General features: G+C 45.8%; 16 protein-coding genes. 6 read left to right on the top strand and 10 right to left on the bottom strand.

Annotation, left to right across the window (positions count from 1 at the left end; genetic code table 11):
* Positions 1-10: 10 nt before the first annotated feature.
* Together EPX21_RS05790 and EPX21_RS05795 are read right to left on the bottom strand one after the other, a co-directional pair.
* Positions 11-1,357, bottom strand: a complete 1,347-nt coding sequence (locus tag EPX21_RS05790; RefSeq protein ID WP_134088720.1) for a sorbosone dehydrogenase family protein — start codon at positions 1,355-1,357, stop codon at positions 11-13.
* 196 nt (positions 1,358-1,553) lie between these two features.
* Positions 1,554-2,579, bottom strand: coding sequence for an N-acetylmuramoyl-L-alanine amidase (locus EPX21_RS05795; protein WP_134088721.1), 1,026 nt, complete (start codon positions 2,577-2,579; stop codon positions 1,554-1,556).
* 285 nt (positions 2,580-2,864) lie between these two features.
* Between EPX21_RS05795 and ligD the strand changes: the two genes are divergently transcribed.
* On the top strand, positions 2,865-5,579 hold the full coding sequence (gene ligD / locus EPX21_RS05800) for a DNA ligase D (RefSeq protein ID WP_134088722.1): 2,715 nt from the start codon (positions 2,865-2,867) through the stop codon (positions 5,577-5,579).
* A 65-nt stretch (positions 5,580-5,644) separates the two neighbouring features.
* On the opposite strand, the gene EPX21_RS05805 is transcribed toward ligD, so the two are convergent.
* The 4 genes from EPX21_RS05805 to namA form a co-directional block, all read right to left on the bottom strand.
* Entirely contained in the window at positions 5,645-6,646 is a 1,002-nt protein-coding gene (locus tag EPX21_RS05805; protein ID WP_134088723.1) for an aldo/keto reductase, read from the bottom strand.
* Between the two features lie 79 nt (positions 6,647-6,725).
* The gene (locus EPX21_RS05810; protein WP_134088724.1) at positions 6,726-6,959 is read right to left on the bottom strand and encodes a hypothetical protein; all 234 of its coding nucleotides are present in this window, start codon (positions 6,957-6,959) and stop codon (positions 6,726-6,728) included.
* 277 nt (positions 6,960-7,236) lie between these two features.
* A complete protein-coding gene (locus EPX21_RS05815) occupies positions 7,237-8,865 on the bottom strand; it encodes a polysaccharide lyase family 1 protein (RefSeq protein ID WP_134088747.1) in 1,629 nt (542 codons plus the stop codon).
* A 158-nt stretch (positions 8,866-9,023) separates the two neighbouring features.
* On the bottom strand, positions 9,024-10,100 hold the full coding sequence (namA, locus tag EPX21_RS05820; RefSeq protein WP_134088725.1) for an NADPH dehydrogenase NamA: 1,077 nt from the start codon (positions 10,098-10,100) through the stop codon (positions 9,024-9,026).
* 228 nt (positions 10,101-10,328) lie between these two features.
* Between namA and EPX21_RS05825 the strand changes: the two genes are divergently transcribed.
* Genes EPX21_RS05825 through egtD form a run of 5 tightly spaced genes read left to right on the top strand, consistent with a single transcriptional unit; the run spans position 10,329 to position 16,420 of the window.
* Complete coding sequence (locus EPX21_RS05825) at positions 10,329-11,720, top strand: mercuric reductase (RefSeq protein ID WP_134088726.1); 1,392 nt, start codon at positions 10,329-10,331, stop codon at positions 11,718-11,720.
* Positions 11,721-11,725: 5 nt separating this feature from the next.
* Positions 11,726-12,688 carry an ABC transporter ATP-binding protein gene (locus tag EPX21_RS05830; RefSeq protein WP_134088727.1) on the top strand — a complete coding sequence of 321 codons (963 nt, stop codon included), beginning with the start codon at positions 11,726-11,728 and terminating at the stop codon, positions 12,686-12,688.
* Positions 12,685-14,259 carry an ABC transporter permease/substrate-binding protein gene (locus EPX21_RS05835; protein ID WP_134088728.1) on the top strand — a complete coding sequence of 525 codons (1,575 nt, stop codon included), beginning with the start codon at positions 12,685-12,687 and terminating at the stop codon, positions 14,257-14,259. Before EPX21_RS05830 ends, EPX21_RS05835 begins: the two co-directional genes overlap by 4 nt.
* A 5-nt stretch (positions 14,260-14,264) precedes the next feature.
* Complete coding sequence (gene egtB / locus EPX21_RS05840) at positions 14,265-15,416, top strand: ergothioneine biosynthesis protein EgtB (protein ID WP_134088729.1); 1,152 nt, start codon at positions 14,265-14,267, stop codon at positions 15,414-15,416.
* A gap of 11 nt (positions 15,417-15,427) precedes the next feature.
* Positions 15,428-16,420, top strand: a complete 993-nt coding sequence (egtD, locus tag EPX21_RS05845) for an L-histidine N(alpha)-methyltransferase (protein ID WP_134088730.1) — start codon at positions 15,428-15,430, stop codon at positions 16,418-16,420.
* A gap of 35 nt (positions 16,421-16,455) precedes the next feature.
* Here the strand turns inward: egtD and EPX21_RS05850 are convergent, their stop codons facing one another.
* The 4 genes from EPX21_RS05850 to EPX21_RS05865 all read right to left on the bottom strand — a co-directional run bounded on the left by EPX21_RS05850 (position 16,456) and on the right by EPX21_RS05865 (position 19,944).
* A complete protein-coding gene (locus tag EPX21_RS05850) occupies positions 16,456-17,238 on the bottom strand; it encodes a DUF2490 domain-containing protein (RefSeq protein WP_166670686.1) in 783 nt (260 codons plus the stop codon).
* Between the two features lie 28 nt (positions 17,239-17,266).
* Complete coding sequence (locus EPX21_RS05855; RefSeq protein WP_134088732.1) at positions 17,267-17,716, bottom strand: PepSY-like domain-containing protein; 450 nt, start codon at positions 17,714-17,716, stop codon at positions 17,267-17,269.
* A 264-nt stretch (positions 17,717-17,980) separates the two neighbouring features.
* On the bottom strand, positions 17,981-19,270 hold the full coding sequence (locus EPX21_RS05860; RefSeq protein WP_134088733.1) for a cell wall metabolism sensor histidine kinase WalK: 1,290 nt from the start codon (positions 19,268-19,270) through the stop codon (positions 17,981-17,983).
* Positions 19,267-19,944, bottom strand: a complete 678-nt coding sequence (locus tag EPX21_RS05865; RefSeq protein WP_134088734.1) for a response regulator transcription factor — start codon at positions 19,942-19,944, stop codon at positions 19,267-19,269. The genes EPX21_RS05860 and EPX21_RS05865 overlap by 4 nt, the downstream gene beginning before the upstream one ends.
* Positions 19,945-20,021 lie beyond the last annotated feature (77 nt).

Genomic DNA, 20,021 nt, shown 5'->3' on the forward strand with positions numbered 1-20,021 from the left:
ACCCATCCACCTATTCCGGTAATATCGCCCAGATCACATTGGCAGCATCGTCCGCTACCAGCATATATTTTTTGGTAAACACAACCGCTACTGGACGACCATGTACAGTATTTGTCGATTCATCAGCAATAAAACCGGTTAGAAAGTCTTCAGGATTACCCGCAGGCTTTCCTTTTTTAAAGGGCACAAAGACGATTTTATAGCCACTGAATCCCGACCGGTTCCACGAACCATGTTGGCCGATAAAGGCTCCTGCATTAAAGCCGGGGGCCTTATTAAAGGCAAAGCCAAGTGATGCTGTATGCGCTCCAACGGCATAATCAGGCGTAATTGCCGCCTTTACCAGTGAGTCCGGTACTTTTCCTTTCCAACGCGGATCGATGTGTTTACCCCAGTAAGTATACGGCCAACCATAAAAACCGTTTTCTTCGACATGTGTAATATAGTCGGGCACCAACTCATCGCCGAGTTCGTCCCGTTCATTCACTGCCGTCCATAATTTTCCTGTACCGGGCTCCCAGTCCATACCAACAGGATTGCGAAGGCCAGCGGCATAAATTCGCTCTTCCTTTCCGTCCGGATTTACCTCCAATATGTTTGCCCGGCGTATTTCATGTTCCATCCCATTGTCTCCTACATTGCTACCAGACCCTACAGAGATGTATATTTTTGATCCATCGCCATTGGCCAGGATATTACGGGTCCAATGATTATTATATCCGCCGGCCGGTAAGGTGGCAATCTTTTCGCCCTTGCCGTCAATTTTATTGGCTCCTAACTGGTAGGGAAACCGTACCAGCCCATCCGTGTTAGCAACATAAAAGTGCGAACCTAAAACCAACATACCGTAAGGTTGTGACAGCCCGCTTAAGAAGACTTCCCTGAACTCTGGAATACCATCGCCATCTTTATCGCGAAAGAGTAGAATCTGGTTCGGACTTTTGCTACGAAAGATGTTACGCGAATCAACCTTTTTCGGATCTTCCCCCTCACGCTCTGTCCGCGCCTGTGCAACTAATATATCGCCGTTTGGTGCTACGTAGATGTTTCGAGGACTATTTAGACTGTCAGCAAACTTTACCACACGGTATCCAACGGGCGCAGTAGGCGTTTGCCCCTCTTCCCAGCCCACAATTTTTGCATATTTTGTTGTCGACTGGTCTTCCTTAGGCGACGAGGGTTTAATTTCAGCACCATATTCTGATGAACTTCCAAGGGACTCATCAGTCTGACCATCGCCATCAACTGCTTTCTCGCCTTTGTTGTTTCCGCCGCAAGCGGCACAACAAATGATAACTAAACACGTAATAGAGAGCCTTCCTATGTAAGACAAAGGCTTATCCTTGTAGTTTCCCATAGTCGTTTCTTGAAATAATTATACTTCTAAAGATAACGTTATTTACGCTGAAGTGTTTTCGCACATTACTATTTGAACCGGCTCTCGGCTATTCACAAAGTCTATACCGAAGGGTGCAAAAACCTCAAGAAAGTCACTTGAGTATTTGTCAGAAATCGAAAATACCTCGACCAGTTTAAAGAAGCAGCCAATACCCTTAGTCGAGCACCACATAAAATTCCTTAGCCCGCTTCCTCTCTTCTGCCGCGGCTGCGCTCTTACCTTGCCGTTCTAACAGAAAGGCGCGGTTTTGGTGACATTCCCGGGCTACATAAGAGTCTGGAAATGACCGATCAGAACGCGTAAAGAGGTCATAAGCCCCACGAATGGATGCGGTATCACCTCGTTGCATCAAGCGCAAACCTGCCTTATAATCGGCGTACCAAGTCTTGGCTTCCCCACTCATCCGCGCGGCTTCCTGCAGCCCTCTGAACGGTAAAACCGACACCAGCGAATTTTTCGGTACTATGGGCGGTTGGGGTTCGTCAAAGAAAGACTCCAAGGCAGCCACATAGGCCATGGCTTCCTCTCTGTTGTGCGTGGTATCCTTCAACCGGCTCTCTTCGGTAGGATTGGTGAAGAAGGACGCTTCCGATAGCACGGCAGGTATGCCGTAGGTTCCTCTTAATACGCCAGCCCCTCGTTCGGCAAAAATGGTATAGTCTGAAACCAAACTCAGCGGTGTTTTGCCACCATAAAACTGCGTTCGTAAGGCTTTGGCGATGGTTCTTCCCAATGCAACACTTGCCTTATTCTCCGAAACATGCCCATGAAAGTATATGATCGGAAAATTAACGGCCGAATCCGCAGTGGCATTATGATGGATGGAGAGAAACAGGTCGGCGTGATTTTCTACTGCCATCTTAGCCCGATCGGGTATGGGGACAAACACATCTTCCGTACGCGTCATCAGCACTTTTGCTCCTTTTTGTACCAGTAATTCCTGTAATATACGTGCTACACGGAGATTAATCCATTCTTCCCTTTCTCCAGCAGGCCCTTGTCGGTAAGCATCTGTTTTCGCCGTTCCTCCATGCCCGGGATCCAGACAAATAACCTTCCCTTTTAACCGGCTGCTTTTTTGTGCATGCGCAACATTTAAAGTACACAGAAGTAATAGGAAACAGAGCGGGCCAAAGGATCGCCGGCGATGTTCATTCCAGGTAGATAAAAGGTGTTTCATTGCTTTGTTCAAAATCAGTATACGATCTCCGTAATTCAGATCCGATCAAAGATAATACATAGAGCGCTTTTCAACGAATGCCCTAGCGTACTTAAAACTGATTGACCGTTCTTTTGTTACTAAGCTAGTATCTTCGAAAACACAGCCACAGCAAAGCAAAAACGAAGGAAGCGATAGCGGCCTAAACGCTTTTACCAAAAAAGAGACTAAGGCTAAATTATGGAAAGAAGAGCTTAATATTTTTCACTAAAACAAACAGTAGTCCTTTATAGGGCTGTTTTCACTATGGCGCTCGATCAATATCGTAAAAAAAGGGACTTCAAAAAGACCAGCGAACCGAAAGCGGGCAAAAGTCCCAACAAAAAGCAACTGACCTTTGTGGTGCAGAAACATAAGGCGTCACGCCTACACTATGACTTCCGTTTAGAGATGAACGGCACGCTAAAAAGCTGGGCTGTACCCAAAGGTCCTTCCACCGATCCGCAGAATAAACGCTTGGCAATGATGGTGGAGGATCATCCGATGGATTACCGGCAATTTGAAGGCACGATCCCGAAAGGCCAATATGGAGGCGGAACGGTAATCGTCTGGGATGAAGGAACCTATGAGCCTATCGAACCGTTAAAAACCAAAAAGGCCCAGGAAAAGCACCTATTGGAGCAGCTCAACAAAGGATCATTAAAAGTTCGTTTACAAGGAAAAAAACTCAAAGGCGAGTATGCACTGGTAAAAACACAGGGCATGGGCGAAAATGGTTGGTTACTGATCAAACATAAAGATGAATTTGCCAGTAAATCGGACATTACCAAACAGGATAAATCGGTACTCTCAAACAAAACCTTGGAAGAAGTCGAAAAAAACAGCGATAAGGTGTGGCGGAATGGTCATGAGGAAGATGTTGAAAAACCCAAGAAACGACGTAAAGCGGACAGCCGCCCGGCAGAAGCAGATGAACAGCTGGCTGCAGATGTAGAAGAAAGTGCAGCCCCTAGGAAACTGGACGTGCCTACACTACTGAAAAAAGCACCGGAATCGGCGGTTCCACAAACGATCAAGCCGATGAAGGCTACCCTGATCGACGAGCCTTTCGATGACCCCGACTGGCTGTACGAAGTGAAGTGGGACGGCTACCGCGCCATTGCCAAAGTGAGCGACAAAGATGTTAAGTTAATTTCCCGCAACAATATACCCTTTGATAAATATTACCCCCTTGTAGATCTGTTGAAAGGATGGCGCATCAATGCAGTGATTGATGGAGAAATTGTGGTACTGAACGATAAAGGGCTATCAGACTTTGGTGCTTTACAAAACTGGAGAAGCGAAGCCGATGGGAACCTGGTGTTTTATGTCTTTGACATCTTATGGTACGAAGGGAAAAATTTAATGGGACTGCCTCTGGTAGAACGACAAGCAATCCTTCAGGATATCCTTCCTACAGACGACGACCGCATTCGTCAGAGCAAGGTTTTTGTGGCAAGAGGCATCGACTTTTTTGATGCCGCGGAACAGGTGGGGCTCGAAGGGATTATGGCCAAGAAAGCCGATAGCACCTATGCATCCGATCTTCGATCAAGAGAATGGCTTAAAATAAAAGTGCAACGCCGACAGGAGGTAGTGATTGCAGGGTTTACGCACAACGAAGGAACGTCGAAGGCCTTCAGTGCCCTTGTTATGGGCGTATATGAAGGGAAGAAACTGCGCTATGTTGGGAAGGTGGGCACTGGTTTTTCCGACAGCAAGCAAAAGGAAATGATGAAGCTTTTCAAGCCTTTGATTACCGACAAAAGTCCTTTTGACGTAGCGCCCGACGTGGATAAACCCTCGCGCTTCCGCCCACAACGCCTCGGTGCTAAACCTACTTGGCTGAAACCGGAATTGGTGTGTGAAGTTAATTATGCCGAAGTAACGAGCGAAGGTATTTTCAGACAGGCTTCCTTTAAAGGCATGCGCGTGGATAAAGATGCCGATGAAGTGGTGATGGAAAAACCCAGCGACACAGAAGCTACCGTGGCGGAAGCAGAAAATGAAACGGCAAAGACGGCCACCAAGCCGGCCAAAGGAGAGAGACGCACCTTATTAAATCCACGGGAGGAAACGCAAACCAGCGAAATTAACGGCAAGGAACTCAAGTTTACGCATCTCAGCAAAGTTTACTGGCCCGATGATGGCATTACCAAACGCGACATGTTTAATTATTATTACCGGATTGCCGAGTATATCCTTCCCTATTTAAAAGACCGCCCGATGTCCTTAAATCGATTCCCAAATGGGATAAAGGGGCCAAGTTTTTATCAAAAAGACATTAAAGGTAAAGCTCCTGAGTGGGTGCAAAAGACCTATCCCTATGTTACGAGCGAAGGAGAACATAAGGAGTACCTGGTAGGTGATGATGAAGCGACCTTGTTGTGGATGGCTTCTTTAGGATGTATCGAAATGAACCCTTGGTTCAGCAGAATACAATCACCGGACAACCCCGATTATTGCGTCATAGACCTTGATCCAGATCAGAACACCTTTGAGCAAGTGATCGAAGCTGCACAGGAAGTAAAAAAAGTGTTGGATGCCATCGATGTGCCGAGCTATCCCAAGACTTCAGGCTCTACGGGCATACATATCTACATACCACTTGCAGCGAAATACACCTACGACCAGTCGCAGCTTTTCGCCAAGGTCATTGTCAACCTGGTGCACCAGCAATTGCCCGACTTCACGAGCTTAGAGCGGAAAGTAAAAAGCCGGAAAGGTAAAATGTATCTTGATTTCTTACAGAACAGGCCAGGAGCGACAATAGCGGGCCCTTATTCACTGCGACCAAAACCGGGTGCTACCGTCTCTATGCCGCTTGCTTGGGACGAGGTTAAATCTGGGCTGAAGATGAGCGATTTCACCATACACAATGCCTATGAGCGACTTAAGGAAACTGGGGATCTTTTTAAGGGCGCATTGGGAAAAGGGATCGACCTCAACAAAGTCATCAAAAAAGCACAGGATGAGCTGTAGTTCATTCTGTGCTTTTTTGTCTTAACCGGCTGACGATGCCCCTTGGCGATTCGGCTCAAATAATCTTATTCAGGGACAGGTGCCTCACTGTAAATCAAGCCTTCTGCTTTCAATTCTTGCCAAAATTCGGTCGGCACCGCGGTGTTCAGCGCTCTTACATTCGATTCTATTTGATCCGTTTTACTCGCACCGGGTATAATCGAGACAAATTCATCGGCAGACAAGACGAAATGCAATGCAGCGGTAATCATGTCGATTCCATGTGCCTCTGCGATGGCTTCAATGCGGCTTCTCTTTTCTTCATAGCCTTTCGGAATGACGTCCTTATAATTATAGCGTTGTCGGCCTGCAATAAAGCCGGAATTGTATCCGGCGCCCGATACCAGCTGCACACCCGCTTTCCGAACGGCCGGCAATAGGCGGTCGACGGCATCTTCGTGCTCTATAATAGAATACTGTGTTGCCGACAGACAAATATCAGGGTCTGCCCGATCGAGGCAATCGAGTATGGGCTCTATTTTATTTACGCCCATACCCCACGCTTTTATAATCCCTTGGCTCCGGTAGTCGCTCAACACCTTAAAAGCGCCCGCTGTCGCTTGCTTAAGGAAGTCGGGATATCGATCTCCCACTTGATCTTCCGAGAGATCATGCACGTAAACGATGTCTATATGACCGAGTCCTGTTCTTTCTAAACTGTCTTCTATCGCCTTCTTAACGGCGTCAGCGGTGTAGACATGTTCAAAATCGTAGGGCAAGGGGTCTAACCACATAGTCTCGGGAACTTCATTTGCCGGCACTTCATGAAAAAGCCGACCTACTTTCGTGGAAAAAACAAAGTCTTCCCGTGGCTTTTCTTTGAGAAACTCCCCAAAAATCCGCTCGCTTTTAGTGAGTCCGTACCACGGAGAAGTATCGTAATAACGTATTCCTAGTTCCCACGCTTTTTCCAAGATGGCGTACGCCGTTTCAGCCGATATTTTTTCAAATGCCGTACCGATGGGAACGCCTCCTAAGCCTAACGGCTCCTTTAGCTGATACGCATTCTCTTTTATCCAATTTTCCATAAAATGCCTTTCGTAATTTTATTGTTCTTACTAATTACCCTAGGTAAGGAAAATTGTTTTCCCCTTTTAAAAATCGTCCCTATTGGGGCATAATTACTTTGTGATTGAGAAAATTTTCAAAGGGTATATTAAAGGCTTCTTTGATGGTAAGTATCGCATCGCTATCTGGATCGATCCAATCACATTCGTCCAAGGGCACAATCATGGGTATCCATAATGGGTTGTCAAATTGAAATTGATGGGGAGCGTAAAGAAACGTGCAACCACGTCCGTAAAGTGCTTTTATTAAATCAGGCGTAAGATCTGTAACCATGCTGTTTTTTCAAGTAATCGATGTCCTCGTTACCGTATCGCCATCATAGCGAACGTTCATCCCATAACAAGTAAATCGTCCATACTGTTTGCAACAAGCCGGTTATTACTAAACACCTGTCTTTCTACGCAAATAATAAAGGCCCTGCTTTGGGTAGCAAGGGCCTTTATTTTATAATCAACCTAACCTTGTTTATTCAACAAAGCGATGGTTTTATTGTTTTAGCAATTTTTATATTTCCCGTTCAGGTATAGTCTGGCCTTACCTGCTGTCACGCTTATAAGGTTTTAGGTACTACGCTATTGATGAATTCTTCTATATTGGCATAGCCGTCGCCATCCCGATCAAGAGTAGCATCGCTGGGGTCCTTCGGATTCAGGCCATGTGCCGTTTCCCAAGCATCGGGCATACCGTCTTGATCGGCATCAGGATAAGGTTTACCGTCATAATTTGGATATCCCCCCACCTGCTCCGGATCAGCAATAATGCCCTTTTTATAGGAATCTGCCGGTAAACGGCGTTTGATATAAGGACTGCTGATATCTACTTGACTCTGCTCATTATAGAAAATCTTGCCCGTTGCTACCTGTTTTACGATGCGTTCATCCACTGCATCGCGTTTAGGCAGGGTCGCTCCCACGTTTTTTAGCACATGGTCATAAGCTTCCTGCGCAGGCATCAAGGTAAGCTTCGCCATGGGGAAGGGCTTGTCTACGCGAATCGCCGCGGTATAGGGCTCCGCATCGGGCTTATTTTCTATTTGCACACCACCAGCCCAGTTGTCGGCCGTCACGCGCGCATTGCCTTCCACTATATTACCGGCAACGTAAGCTTTACCATATTCATTCTCATGACCGCGATCTCTATTTCCCTCCGGTTTAAGTATGCGGTGGCCGATTGGTTGGTCGGTCGGTGTAATTGGCCCTGGCTTGTAATAATTGTTGATGAAATTGAAAAACGAACGGTGGTCGCCCCCATCCGCACTCCGGTTCCACCAATTGAACACCACATTGTTCACGAAGCCGAAATCGCCATACATACCGATCGAAGGATTCCTGCTGATATTACTGGCCCATAGATTCCGCATAAACGTGCTGTTGAGCCCGCCGATGGTACTCCCAAAGGCGTGATTATACCGATCCAAGGCCTCCGAGAAAATAGAGTTTTGGATAGTGACGTTTACCGTTGGCAATTTCTCCTGTTTTGTACTATCACCCCGATTGTATACGTGACGATACATTGACATATTTTCGTCGAGCCCCCAACTGGCCGATACATGATCGATGATAATGTTTCCGATACCATTGCCACCTAAAGCATCGTCTCGCCTGGTCACATCCGTGCTGCCGCGTCTAAAGCGCATGTAGCGAATAACGACATCGTGCGTATCGATCCATACCGATTCGCCGGCTATACATACCCCATCGCCCGGCGCTGTTTGGCCGGCAATGGTTATATACGGAGCGCGGATGCTGACAGGACTCTTTAGATGAATAATACCCGCCACATTAAAAACAACGATGCGGGCACCGCCCTGTTCGCAGGCCTCCCTAAATGTTCCCGGGCCACTGTCTGCCAAACTGGTTACCACATACACTTTGCCTCCCCGGCCGCCAAAAGAAAAAGCGCCACCCCCTTCGGCACCTGGAAAAGCCGGTATTTTTGCTTGTGGAAGATCTTCGGGCTTACTGGCCCAGGGAATATAAGGTTTGCCCTTTTTTGCTTCCTCTTCAATAACGGATAGAGCCTTTGCCCAAGCCGCATCGGAGCGCGCCTGGAATTTAGCCATCTCGGCATTTGCCGAGTCTTCCATGGCTTTGGGAATAACAGGATATTGCGCTTTCACAGCATGTATTGAGCCGATTGTAATACCCAATGTGAGCGCGATAAGAGTGGATGTTTTCATCATAAAAATTAAAATTGATTCGCTGTTCGTGAGCAAGGTTCTGTGCCCTTGCCCAACCTGATATTGGTTAGACAAACAAATATCAGCGCAAATACTTCACCGTTTATGACGCTTTTTATCCTCTTACTATAGTATCTTAGCGATTTATTACCACCCTTTCACTTTCTTTCAGTCGGTTTAGCCCTTTCATATTGGACAGGCCATTCAACCGATTCATGTAGTTCGCCGGCAGCCTGTAAAGGGAAATAAGGATTACGCAACAGCTCACGTGCCATGGCAATTAAATCGGCATCACCATTTACCAGGATGGTTTCCGCCTGTGCGGCATTGGTTATCAGACCGACAGTGGCCGTCATAATACCCGTTTCTCTTTTAATTCTCGATGCAAACGGTAACTGGTAAGCCGGGCCGACGGCAATTTTTTGATAAGGGACGAGGCCACCGCTGGATACATCGATAAGATCAACACCCTTGGCTTTGAGCATAACGGCTAACTTCAACGATTGTTCCAAGTCCCAACCACCATCGGCCCAGTCGCTAGCCGAAATCCTTACAAACAAGGGAAATTCTGGAGGCCAAACGGTTTTAATACTTTCAATAACGTCCAACAGCAGTCGGATGCGGTTTTCGAAACTCCCCCCATACTCGTCTTGGCGTTGATTACTTAAGGGCGACAAAAACTGATGCAATAGATACCCGTGAGCGGCGTGCACTTCGATAAGCTCGAATCCTGCGCGCAAAGACCGCTCGGCCGCCGATTTAAAGTCGGCCACAATCGCATTAATTCCTTCTTTATTCAATTCGACCGGCATCGGATAGTCATCTGCGAAGGCGATTGCCGAAGGAGCTACGGTGTCCCATCCCCCTTCTTCTACCGCCACCTTACCCCTTCCCTTCCACGGTGCGGCGGTACTGGCTTTCCGACCCGCATGTGCCAATTGAATTCCGGGCACCGATTGCTGGCTTTTGATAAACGACGCGATCTGGTGGAGTTTTCCTACATGCGCATCATCCCAAATACCTAAATCTTCAGGAGATATTCTTCCTTCCGGCGCTACGGCAGTAGCCTCAACGATAATTAAAGAGGCTCCACCTACAGCACGACTTCCCAGGTGCACGAAATGCCAATCGTTAGCAAATCCGTCTACGGCCGAATACTGGCACATTGGAGAAACAACTATTCGGTTTTTTAAAGTGATGCCCTTTATTTTGATAGGGCTAAAAAGTTTCGACATAGGGGCAAATATTGACTGTATACATAAAACGCGAAGTATCGGTTCCTCGCACTCAAAACTAAACAATTTGCAATAGATATCAGCCAAGTATAATGAACTTGAAGACACTCCACAAAAAGCCTGCAAGGAAATCTCAACCGTTTGCGCAATTATAAAAACCATTTTGACACTTCCTTGTTTGCAATGAAGGTGATTGTAGACCTTCAAACACCTATAAAACCGAGAGATATGATGAATAGACAGTATGACGCTATCATTATTGGCTCTGGCCAAGCAGGTGTCCCGCTGGCCAAGAAGCTGGCAAACGCGGGTAAAAAAGTGGCAATCATTGAAAAACGGTGGGTAGGCGGTACTTGCATTAACGATGGCTGCACGCCCACTAAAGCATGGATAGCTTCCGCTAAAGCAGCTTATGAAACCCAGAAGAATGCCGACTTAGGCATTTTTGTGAAAGACTATAAAATTGATATGTCTTTCATAAAAAAAAGGAAAGATGAACTTGTTGAAAATGCCAGGAAAGGCAGCCAAAAAGCGTTGGAAGAAACGAAAAATCTGGATCTGATTTTAGGCGAAGCGACTTTTACCGATGTTAAAACGGTGCTTGTCACAACGAATACAGGTACAGAGCAAACCTTAAAAGCTGATCTCTTTTTTCTGAACACAGGCACCACGACGCGCATACCCGAAATTGAAGGCCTCGACACCATAGACTTTCTTACCTCTACAAGCATACTTGAATTGGAAGCAGTGCCCGAGCACCTCCTCATCATCGGCGGAAATTATATTGGCCTCGAATTCGGTCAAATGTTCCGCCGTTTCGGCAGCAAGGTTACTATACTGGAAAAATCAGCTCGCATTCTGGCCGGTGAAGACGAGGATGTGTCAGACGAAATGCATAAAATATTGCAACAGGAAGCCATCGAGGTATTAGCAAATGTAACGGCTAAGTCCTTCGAAAAAGTCGGCAAAGAACAAGTGATCGCAACCGTTGATGTTGCTGGAAAAAAACGCGACATCAGGTGTAGCCATGTCTTAATCGCAGCGGGACGTGTTCCACAAACACCCCGTCTTCAGCTTGCCAACACCGGTGTAAAAGTGGACGACAAAGGATATATAAAAGTAAACGGCAAATTGGAGACTAATGTAAAGGGTATTTATGCCTTAGGCGACGTAAAAGGAGGTCCTGCCTTTACCCATATTTCCTATAACGACTATACGATTGTTTATCGCAACCTCTTGGAGAACAAGCAGTACACAACGCGTGCCAGACCGGTCCCTTACTGCATGTTTACAGACCCCCAGCTCGGTCGTATCGGCCTGAGCGAAATGGAAGCTAAAAAGCAAGGACTCAACATAAAAGTGGCAAAACTGCCCATGACGAGTGTCGCCCGCGGCGTCGAAACGGGAAATACGCGCGGGTTTATGAAAGCTGTTGTCGATTCAAAAACCAAGAGAGTACTTGGCGCGACCATCTTGGCAGCCGAAGGCGGTGAAATTATGTCTGTATTGCAAATGGCTATGGAAGGCAAAATAACTTATGATCGTATACGCTATTGTGTGTTCGCCCACCCGCTCTATACCGAATCATTAAATAACCTGTTTATGACCTTGGATGACTAAACGCGATGATCAAAATACAAGAGGTAAGCAAATCGTTCGGCGACCGGAAAGCGGTTGACCAGCTGTCTCTAGAAATCAGAGCGGAAGAAAACCTGATCCTGCTGGGGGCAAGCGGTTGCGGTAAAACCACGATGCTTAAAATGATCAATCGCTTGCTCACACCGGACACTGGACAGATTTTCATCAACAATAAAAACATATGGGATCAATCGGCCGTCGATCTGCGGCGAAATATGGGATATGTACTTCAGAACACAGGACTCTTTCCCCATTACTCGGTAGCGCAGAACATTGCCATTGTGCCACATCTATTAAAGTGGGATAAAAAACGAATAGAAAAGCGCATAGACGAACTTTTGGAGAAGCTTCACCTCTCGACAAGGTACCGTTCTATGTATCCGCATGAATTAAGCGGAGGTCAACAACAGCGCGTGGGACTTGCCAGGGCCTTAGCGGCAGAACCGTCAATCTTATTGATGGATGAACCTTTCGGTGCACTGGATAATGTGACCCGCGCCAAAATACAAGAAGAATTCATCGCCTTGGATGAGCTGAAAAGAAAAACTATTATTATGGTTACGCATGACGTACAGGAAGCCTTTGAGCTGGGCGATCAGATTTGCCTGATGGATAAAGGCAAAGTCGTGCAAACGGGCGCGCCGGAGGACTTGCTTTTTAGGCCGTCGAGCCCGCTGGTGACGGATTTTCTGAACGAACAACGTTTGCAGCTCGAGTTTAAGGTCATCCAACTGCAAGCGCTATGGAAGTGGTTGCCTCCGGGCAGTGGGCCGGCAACTACAGCGGCCCTACCATCCAAGACCACCCTATGGCGTGCCTTGGCCTATTTTAAATACCGTGGGGCAGAAGCGCTGCAGATCCTCGACCGCGAGCGGAATGAGTTGAAAGCCGTGCAATTTGAGCAATTGATGGCCGCTTTTTACCAGTATAAAAAAAATATCGTTGCATGAACGAACCACAGCAAACACTTTGGAATTATATGTCGCAACAAGCCGATAAGCTGTTGATTCAGACCTTGCAGCACATAGGCCTCACTTTCATTTCCTTATCTATTGCCACTTTGGTGGGCCTCCCTTTAGGTATTCTTATCGCCAGAAAAGAAAGCTTGTCGGGCCCTGTACTGGGCGTTGCTGGCATCCTGCAAACAATACCAAGCATAGCCTTACTGGGCTTTATGATCCCCTTGCTCGGCATCGGCATTAAGCCGGCCATTGTTGCCTTGTTTCTCTACGCCTTGCTTCCGATTATCCGTAATACCTATACAGGCATCACCGGTGTTGATGCCCATGTAAAGGAGGCGGCGGTAGCCGTGGGGCTTAACCGATGGCAACTCCTGTTGCAGGTTGAGCTGCCGCTTGCTATGCCCGTCATTTTGGCCGGTATACGCACGGCGACCGTCATTAATGTAGGCGTAGCTACCTTGGCGTCTTACATTGCCGCGGGGGGCTTGGGCGAATTCATATTCGGAGGCATCTCGCTGAACAACACCCATATGATCCTTACAGGTGCTATACCCGCTGCTCTGCTGGCCCTGCTATTCGACTTCTCCTTATCGCGTTTGCAAAAATTAAGCGTTAAAAAGCTCCGCAAAATCGCTGTAACAGCGCCCCTGTTATTTGCACTACTTAGTTTGTTGTATTTTGTGCCGAATACGGCCTACGGCAGCAAGCTTACCGCCGGATTCACCCCCGAATTCATGGGTCGCCAAGACGGCAATATAGGTCTGGAAAAAATTTACGGCTTGAAAATACATACCGTCGTTATTAATGACGCCGTTATGTATAAGGCGGCCTATGAGAAACAGTTGGACGTCATTAGCGGCTATTCCACCGATGGCAGGTTAAAAGCCTACAACTTGGTGATACTGAAAGACGATAAGGGCGTCTTCCCTCCCTACTATGCCGCCCCTATCGTGCGAAATGAATCCCTAATAAAGTTTCCCGACTTAGAAAAAACGCTTAACCTATTGGCCGGAAAAATAGACGACAGCGTGATGACTGAGCTGAACTATCAGGTCGACTATCTCCACCGATCACCCGACAAAGTGGCTGAGGCCTTTTTAAAGTCACAGGGGCTATGGAAAGAAGACCGTAGTAAAAAAACCGGGGTAGTACGTTTGGGTTCTAAAATTTTTGGAGAACAATATATTTTAGCCAGCATATACAGCCAACTGATACGAGGTTACACCAATTATGAGGTGGCTACAAAAACAGGACTTGGCGGAACGAAAATCTGCTTTGATGCGCTTGTTAATGACCAAATCGACTTTTACCCGGAATACACCGGAACCGGTTTACTGGCCATTCTACAACCGTCGCGAGGAACGATCGATTCATTAGGCGGCGACAAGGATAAAACCTTCGCCTATGTGAAAAATGCATTTAAAAAAAGTTACGGAATTACCTGGTTGGATCCTATAGGCTTCAATAACACCTATGCACTGATGATGCGACAGGCACAGGCTAACGCGTTAGCGATCAAAACCATATCAGACCTTAAACAGTATTTAGAAAGAAAATAGTAAAAATGGAAATGCTTGTCCGCTACAAAAATACACGCGAACGCACGGAAATGATTTGCCGTCCGCTACAAATCGAAGATTATGTGGTACAGCCCATCGTTGATGTCAGCCCTCCAAAATGGCACTTAGGGCACACCACCTGGTTCTTTGAAACCTTCATATTGATACCTTACTGTACCGCTTATCAGCCCTTCAACCCGGATTATAATTATGTATTCAACAGCTATTATGAAACAGTGGGCAATCGGGTAATACGGACGGATAGAGGAAACTTAAGCAGGCCAACAGTGGATGATATTTACCGCTATCGCGCTTATGTAGACAAAGAAATGTCGAAATTTCTGGGAAGCTCCATTGCCCCATCTATACAAGATTTGCTGATTTTAGGCATCAATCATGAAGAACAGCACCAAGAGCTCCTATACACCGACATCAAGTATATATTAGGGCATAACCCCTTGTTCCCTGCCTATGATGTGAACTACCCTTTGCCCGAACCAACCATAAAACCAAGCTCCGATTTCATTCGCATAGACGAGGGCATCTACGAAATCGGTTTTGAAGGGAATGGTTTTTGCTTCGACAATGAGCTGAGCAGGCACCGGGTTTACCTGAACAACTTTGAAATAGGCACCCGCTTAGTAACGAACGCCGAGTACGTGAAATTTATAAATGATGGAGGATATCACGACTTCCGCCACTGGCATGCCGAAGGATGGGATTGGGTGAAAAACAACAACATAAGGGCCCCGCTTTACTGGCATCAGCTCGACGGCGAATGGCACCATTATACCTTCCGTGGGCTCGAACCGCTCCAGTTAAACGCTCCTGTGAGACACGTCAGTTATTTCGAAGCTTATGCCTATGCCGCTTGGAAGGGCTTGCGATTGCCCACGGAATTTGAGTGGGAAGCGGCAGCCAGACAGTTCACATGGGGCCAGAATTGGGAATGGACAGAGAGTGCGTATCTGCCCTATCCGGGTTTTGCCAAAGCGCCGGGCGCCATTGGCGAATACAACGGCAAATTTATGGTTAATCAAAAGGTGCTGCGCGGCGCTTCGGAGGTCACCTCACCGGGGCATAGCCGGATCAGCTACCGCAACTTTTTTCAAACCAATCTACGTTGGCAATTTACCGGTATCAGATTGGCAAAATAAGATATAAGCCTATGAACACACAGCTCTTTTATTCAGTGGGAGAAATGACGGATATAACAAATACGACAACAGCGCTCTTTTGTAAGGATGTGATGGAGGGACTTCAATCGACTCCAAAACACCTGGATTCAAAATATTTTTATGATGCCAAAGGCGACCAGCTATTCCTGGAAATCATGAACTGCCCGGAATATTATTTAACAAATGCGGAACTCGAAATATTTTCCGAGAAAACCCATGAATTGGTCGAGACTATCGCTCAGGGAGATCGCTTTGATCTCATTGAGTTGGGCGCCGGTGATGCGATGAAATCCACTTATCTGCTACAAGCGTTATTAGAACAGCAAATCGACTTTCATTATGTGCCAATTGATATATCGAGGAACGTCATTGACAATCTTAGCAAGCGCTTACCAAAGGTGTTGCCAAGCCTTCAGATAACCGGCTTGAACGGCGAATATTTTGACATGCTCGAACAAGCCACATCCTTGTCGCCAAACCGGAAAGTGGTGTTATTTCTGGGTTCAAATATAGGGAATATGCCACTCCATGAGGCCATGGCTTTCTGCAAAAAGCTTCGTGGCTATTTATCGAAAAACGATCTCTTACTTATGGGTATGGACTTGAAGAAAAACCCCAAAACGATCTTAGCGGCTTATGATGACAAAGAAGGCATCACGAAACGATTCAACCTTAATTTGTTGGAAAGGATTAACCGCGAACTCGGAGGTAATTTCATTATCAGTCAATTCGACCATTACGCTACTTACGATCCCGAAAGTGGTGCTTGCAAAAGTTACCTCATCAGTCTGACGGACCAGTCTGTGCAGATCGGCGAAACGGCGATAAGTTTTGCGAAGGACGAATACATCTTCATGGAAATTTCGCAAAAATTCAGCTTTGAACAAATCGACGCATTGGCAAGTGCGAGTGGCTTCCAACCTGTTGGTCAACTCTTCGACAGCAGAAAATGGTTTACCGATGTCATCTGGACGGTCAACTGATATCTTGGAATCCCGCACTTTGCCATAAAAGCGATCTAGCGCTCCTTGCTTTTCCCTTGCTTTAAAAGGCTAAACGGATTGTTGAATACGACATCGAGCGCTAGGTAATGCACCGAGTATGGCGATTTATAACCGACCAGATCGTTCATATAACCAAGATCAATTGTAAAAGGCATGTTTAGAGGCGAAACAGCATAGTATAGCGTGAACCTGCTTTCTTGATATTTAAAAGGCGTCCATGCATCTGGCCGGGCAATCCGGCTCACGGAAAACAACGATTCGTAGCCTGCTATGAGCCGATGTATCTTTCGTTTATCGAGATTTACAGCTAACTGGAATTTCAGCCGCGAGCGGAGTTGCAGCACCTCGCTAGCTGCTTCTGCCAGTGGATGCACAAAGCTTCTAAACTCCTGCCTCAGGGTGGTCGTAAATTTGAGTCGCTCGCTGCCGCGCGCGTAAGCCATTCGACCGTAAAGCCTCCATTCCCCTTTATAGCCCGCCTGCGTTTGACTGTAAGGCGGATCGTCGTTATACTCGTTTTGCTTCCGATAGCTCAAAGCCATGGAATATTGCCAGTTTGGATGGAATTGGTGATAAAATTCCTGATTGAGCACCCAGATAGCGGGTTTCAGAAAAGGGGCACCGTTATCTGGGTTGCTTTTCCGTCCCATCCCTATGTACGACATTGACTGCCACTTCTTCGATCGTCCAAAACGCTGCTTTAATCCGAATGCAAACCAACTGGCGGCTTTTGCCGCCCCTAAACCGGGCGGACTGACCTGACTATAAGCAGTATAAGATAAAAATAGAATTCCCATGCAAAAAAGAAACGGCTTGATCTTCATACTAGTCGAACATTTTGTTTAACACACCTCCGTTGGTATCCAACATCACCTTTAACTCCTCTGCGTTGCTTTCCAGCTCAACTATATAAATGACTCCTTGCCTTTTGGTGACCTTCTTCACATCGTCCACGCGGTAGCCGTTAAAGTCTTTTTTCAGCGTAGCCAAAACTTTTGCCGGCAAAGTTGCTTTCGAAATTTCCTCTTTGTGTTCTATTAGTTTGCCACCCTTATCGTACCATGCATCATGATCCTTAGCTAATAAACCTGTTTCAAATTCCACTTTATACAAGTCGCCTTGACGCTCCCATTCTATATCAGTCGCATCTCGAAAAGACTTATGAAAACTGTTCACCACAACCGAGGGTACCTGACTGGCCTGGATATCCTGTCCAAAAGAAATACTGCTATTGATAAGCAATGCGAGAAAACCGGTTAACATACTTTTTTCCATATCTGTTGTTTTTAATTTTAAACAAAGGAAGCATGGGATTCTGGAAAAAAGTTGGAATACAATAGGCTACGACTAAAGTGCAGTATTCCTTTCTATACATTTACAATACCACACTTAACTTTCACCATACCCAAATGCTACCTTTTAGGTAAACAAAGGGTAAGCAAAGGGTAAACAAAAGGTATAGAATAGGGTAAAGAAAAGGTAAACAATAGGTAAAGAAAAGGTATTGCAAGTATACACATGGTCTAAACACGTCTATGATCAAAATCCGTTTTTATTTAAGTTATTAGATCGGATTTCGAAGCGATGTTTTTCATCAAGATAACGATATGAAACCTTAAAACCATATAGATTACAGATGGCTTTCATAATAGCCAAGCCCAAACCTGTTCCGCCTGTCTTGTCAGTCGATTTATAAAAGCGTTTAAATATTTTATCGATTTCAAGCGGCTCTTTTTTTCCTGTATTACTGATCGTCAGCGCATCCATTTCGATGTCAATATATACCTCGCCCTCGGGTATGTTATGAAAGATTGCGTTTCTAACCAGATTGGAAACTACGATATTGGCAAGCGTCGGGTCCATTTCGACGGTTAATTCGGCCTGTTCATATACTCGTATTTCTATATTTTTGAACGCAGCGAATTCTTCCAGGTCTTCCAAGCTCTGTTTTATGACTTCATTTAGGGATATACGTTGCTTATCAAAAAACTGTTTGTTCTCAATTTTTGTTAGCAGCAACAATGATTTGTTCAAGCGGACTAAGCGTTCGATTATTTGTAAAACCTCTCCTATATTTTCCGCTTGGGCAGGTTCCATATCTCCTTTTTCTAAGAGCAATTCCAACTTATTGGTTGCGATTGCCAAAGGCGTTTGCAATTCATGAGCGGCGTTTTCAATGAATTCCTTTTGATGCGCATAAGTTTCCAGACTATGCTGCAGTAAGGTGTTTACTGCGCTCTTCAGTAGATTGAATTCCCTTACGTCGGTTACAATATCCGGTAACGCTTTGCTACTCCCCAACCTAAACTTCGTAACCTGCCCCAAAAAGTTGTAAAAGGGTTCCCACAATTGGCGCAAAACAAAATTGTTAATAATAATGATACTGACCACAAGTATGAGGTATAACCAGAACACAGACCAAAAGAGGTCTTCAATCAAGTCATCTTCTTCTACCATCGAGTTGATGATTTTCAGTTCATAAAAATGACCTTGGTGTTCAAAGGCCGTCGTAAGCATACGCACCGGTTCCAGATCATCCTCATCCTGCATATACATCAGGGTGTCGGAATACCGGTCCTTTCGCGCAAGCGCACTCGTCTTACTGATTTCCTGAATCGCATAATTACTTTCGTCGAAATCCTTTTTCTTTAATAGGGTGGAATCGGTATTAGCTTTTTGAATGATGAGCACTTTATAATTTTCCAGTCCGTCGTCGATGCTATCGTGGATCTCATCGAGCATATTGATATAAAAAACGACCGACCAAGCGGTTACGATAATTAAGATAGAAAAAGAGAGCGATTTAAGTGATTTATTGAGCAGCTTCATTTCTCCACCATTTTATAGCCAATCCCATAGATTGATTCAATCTCAATAGCTGCATTTGCCGACTGTAATTTTCTCCGAAGGTTTTTAATTTGATAATAGATAAAATCCAAGTTGTCGGCCTGATCAATGTGATCGCCCCAAACATGCTCTGCTAAGGACGATTTTGTAACCAGTCGGTTCATATTGAGTAAAAAATAATTCAGCACATCGAATTCTTTTCGATTGAGCGCAACGATTTCCCCGCTTACCGAAAGCCTTCGCTCGTTTAAATCGAGCAATATATTCGCTGTTTCGATGCTATTTTTGCCGTCTAGCTTTTTCCTTCTCAGAACCGCTTTTACGCGCGCATTGAGTTCGGCAAGGTGAAAAGGCTTCGTTAAGTAGTCGTCGGCCCCCAATTCCAATCCGGCCAGTTTATCATCGAGCGAATCCTTCGCCGAAATAATAATTACATTTTCCGATTTGTGCGTACGTTTGAGCTCAGCCAACAGTTGCAGACCACTTCCACCTGGAAGCATAATGTCCAGCAAAATACAGTCGTAGTCGTACACCGCGATCTTTTCGGACGCAGTTTGGTAATCGCCCGCCGATTCAATTACAAAATGTTCTTTCAGTAAGGAAGCGGAAATGGCTTCCAACAGTCTCTCCTCGTCCTCAACTATTAAGATTTTCATCTATACACAATTCGTCCCGACAAGTATAGGGTTAAATTTTGGAAAGAAGTTGGAATTACCTGAATTCTATGTCAACA

The sequence above is a fragment of the Olivibacter sp. XZL3 genome (genome assembly GCF_004368405.1).
GTDB lineage: Bacteria > Bacteroidota > Bacteroidia > Sphingobacteriales > Sphingobacteriaceae > Olivibacter.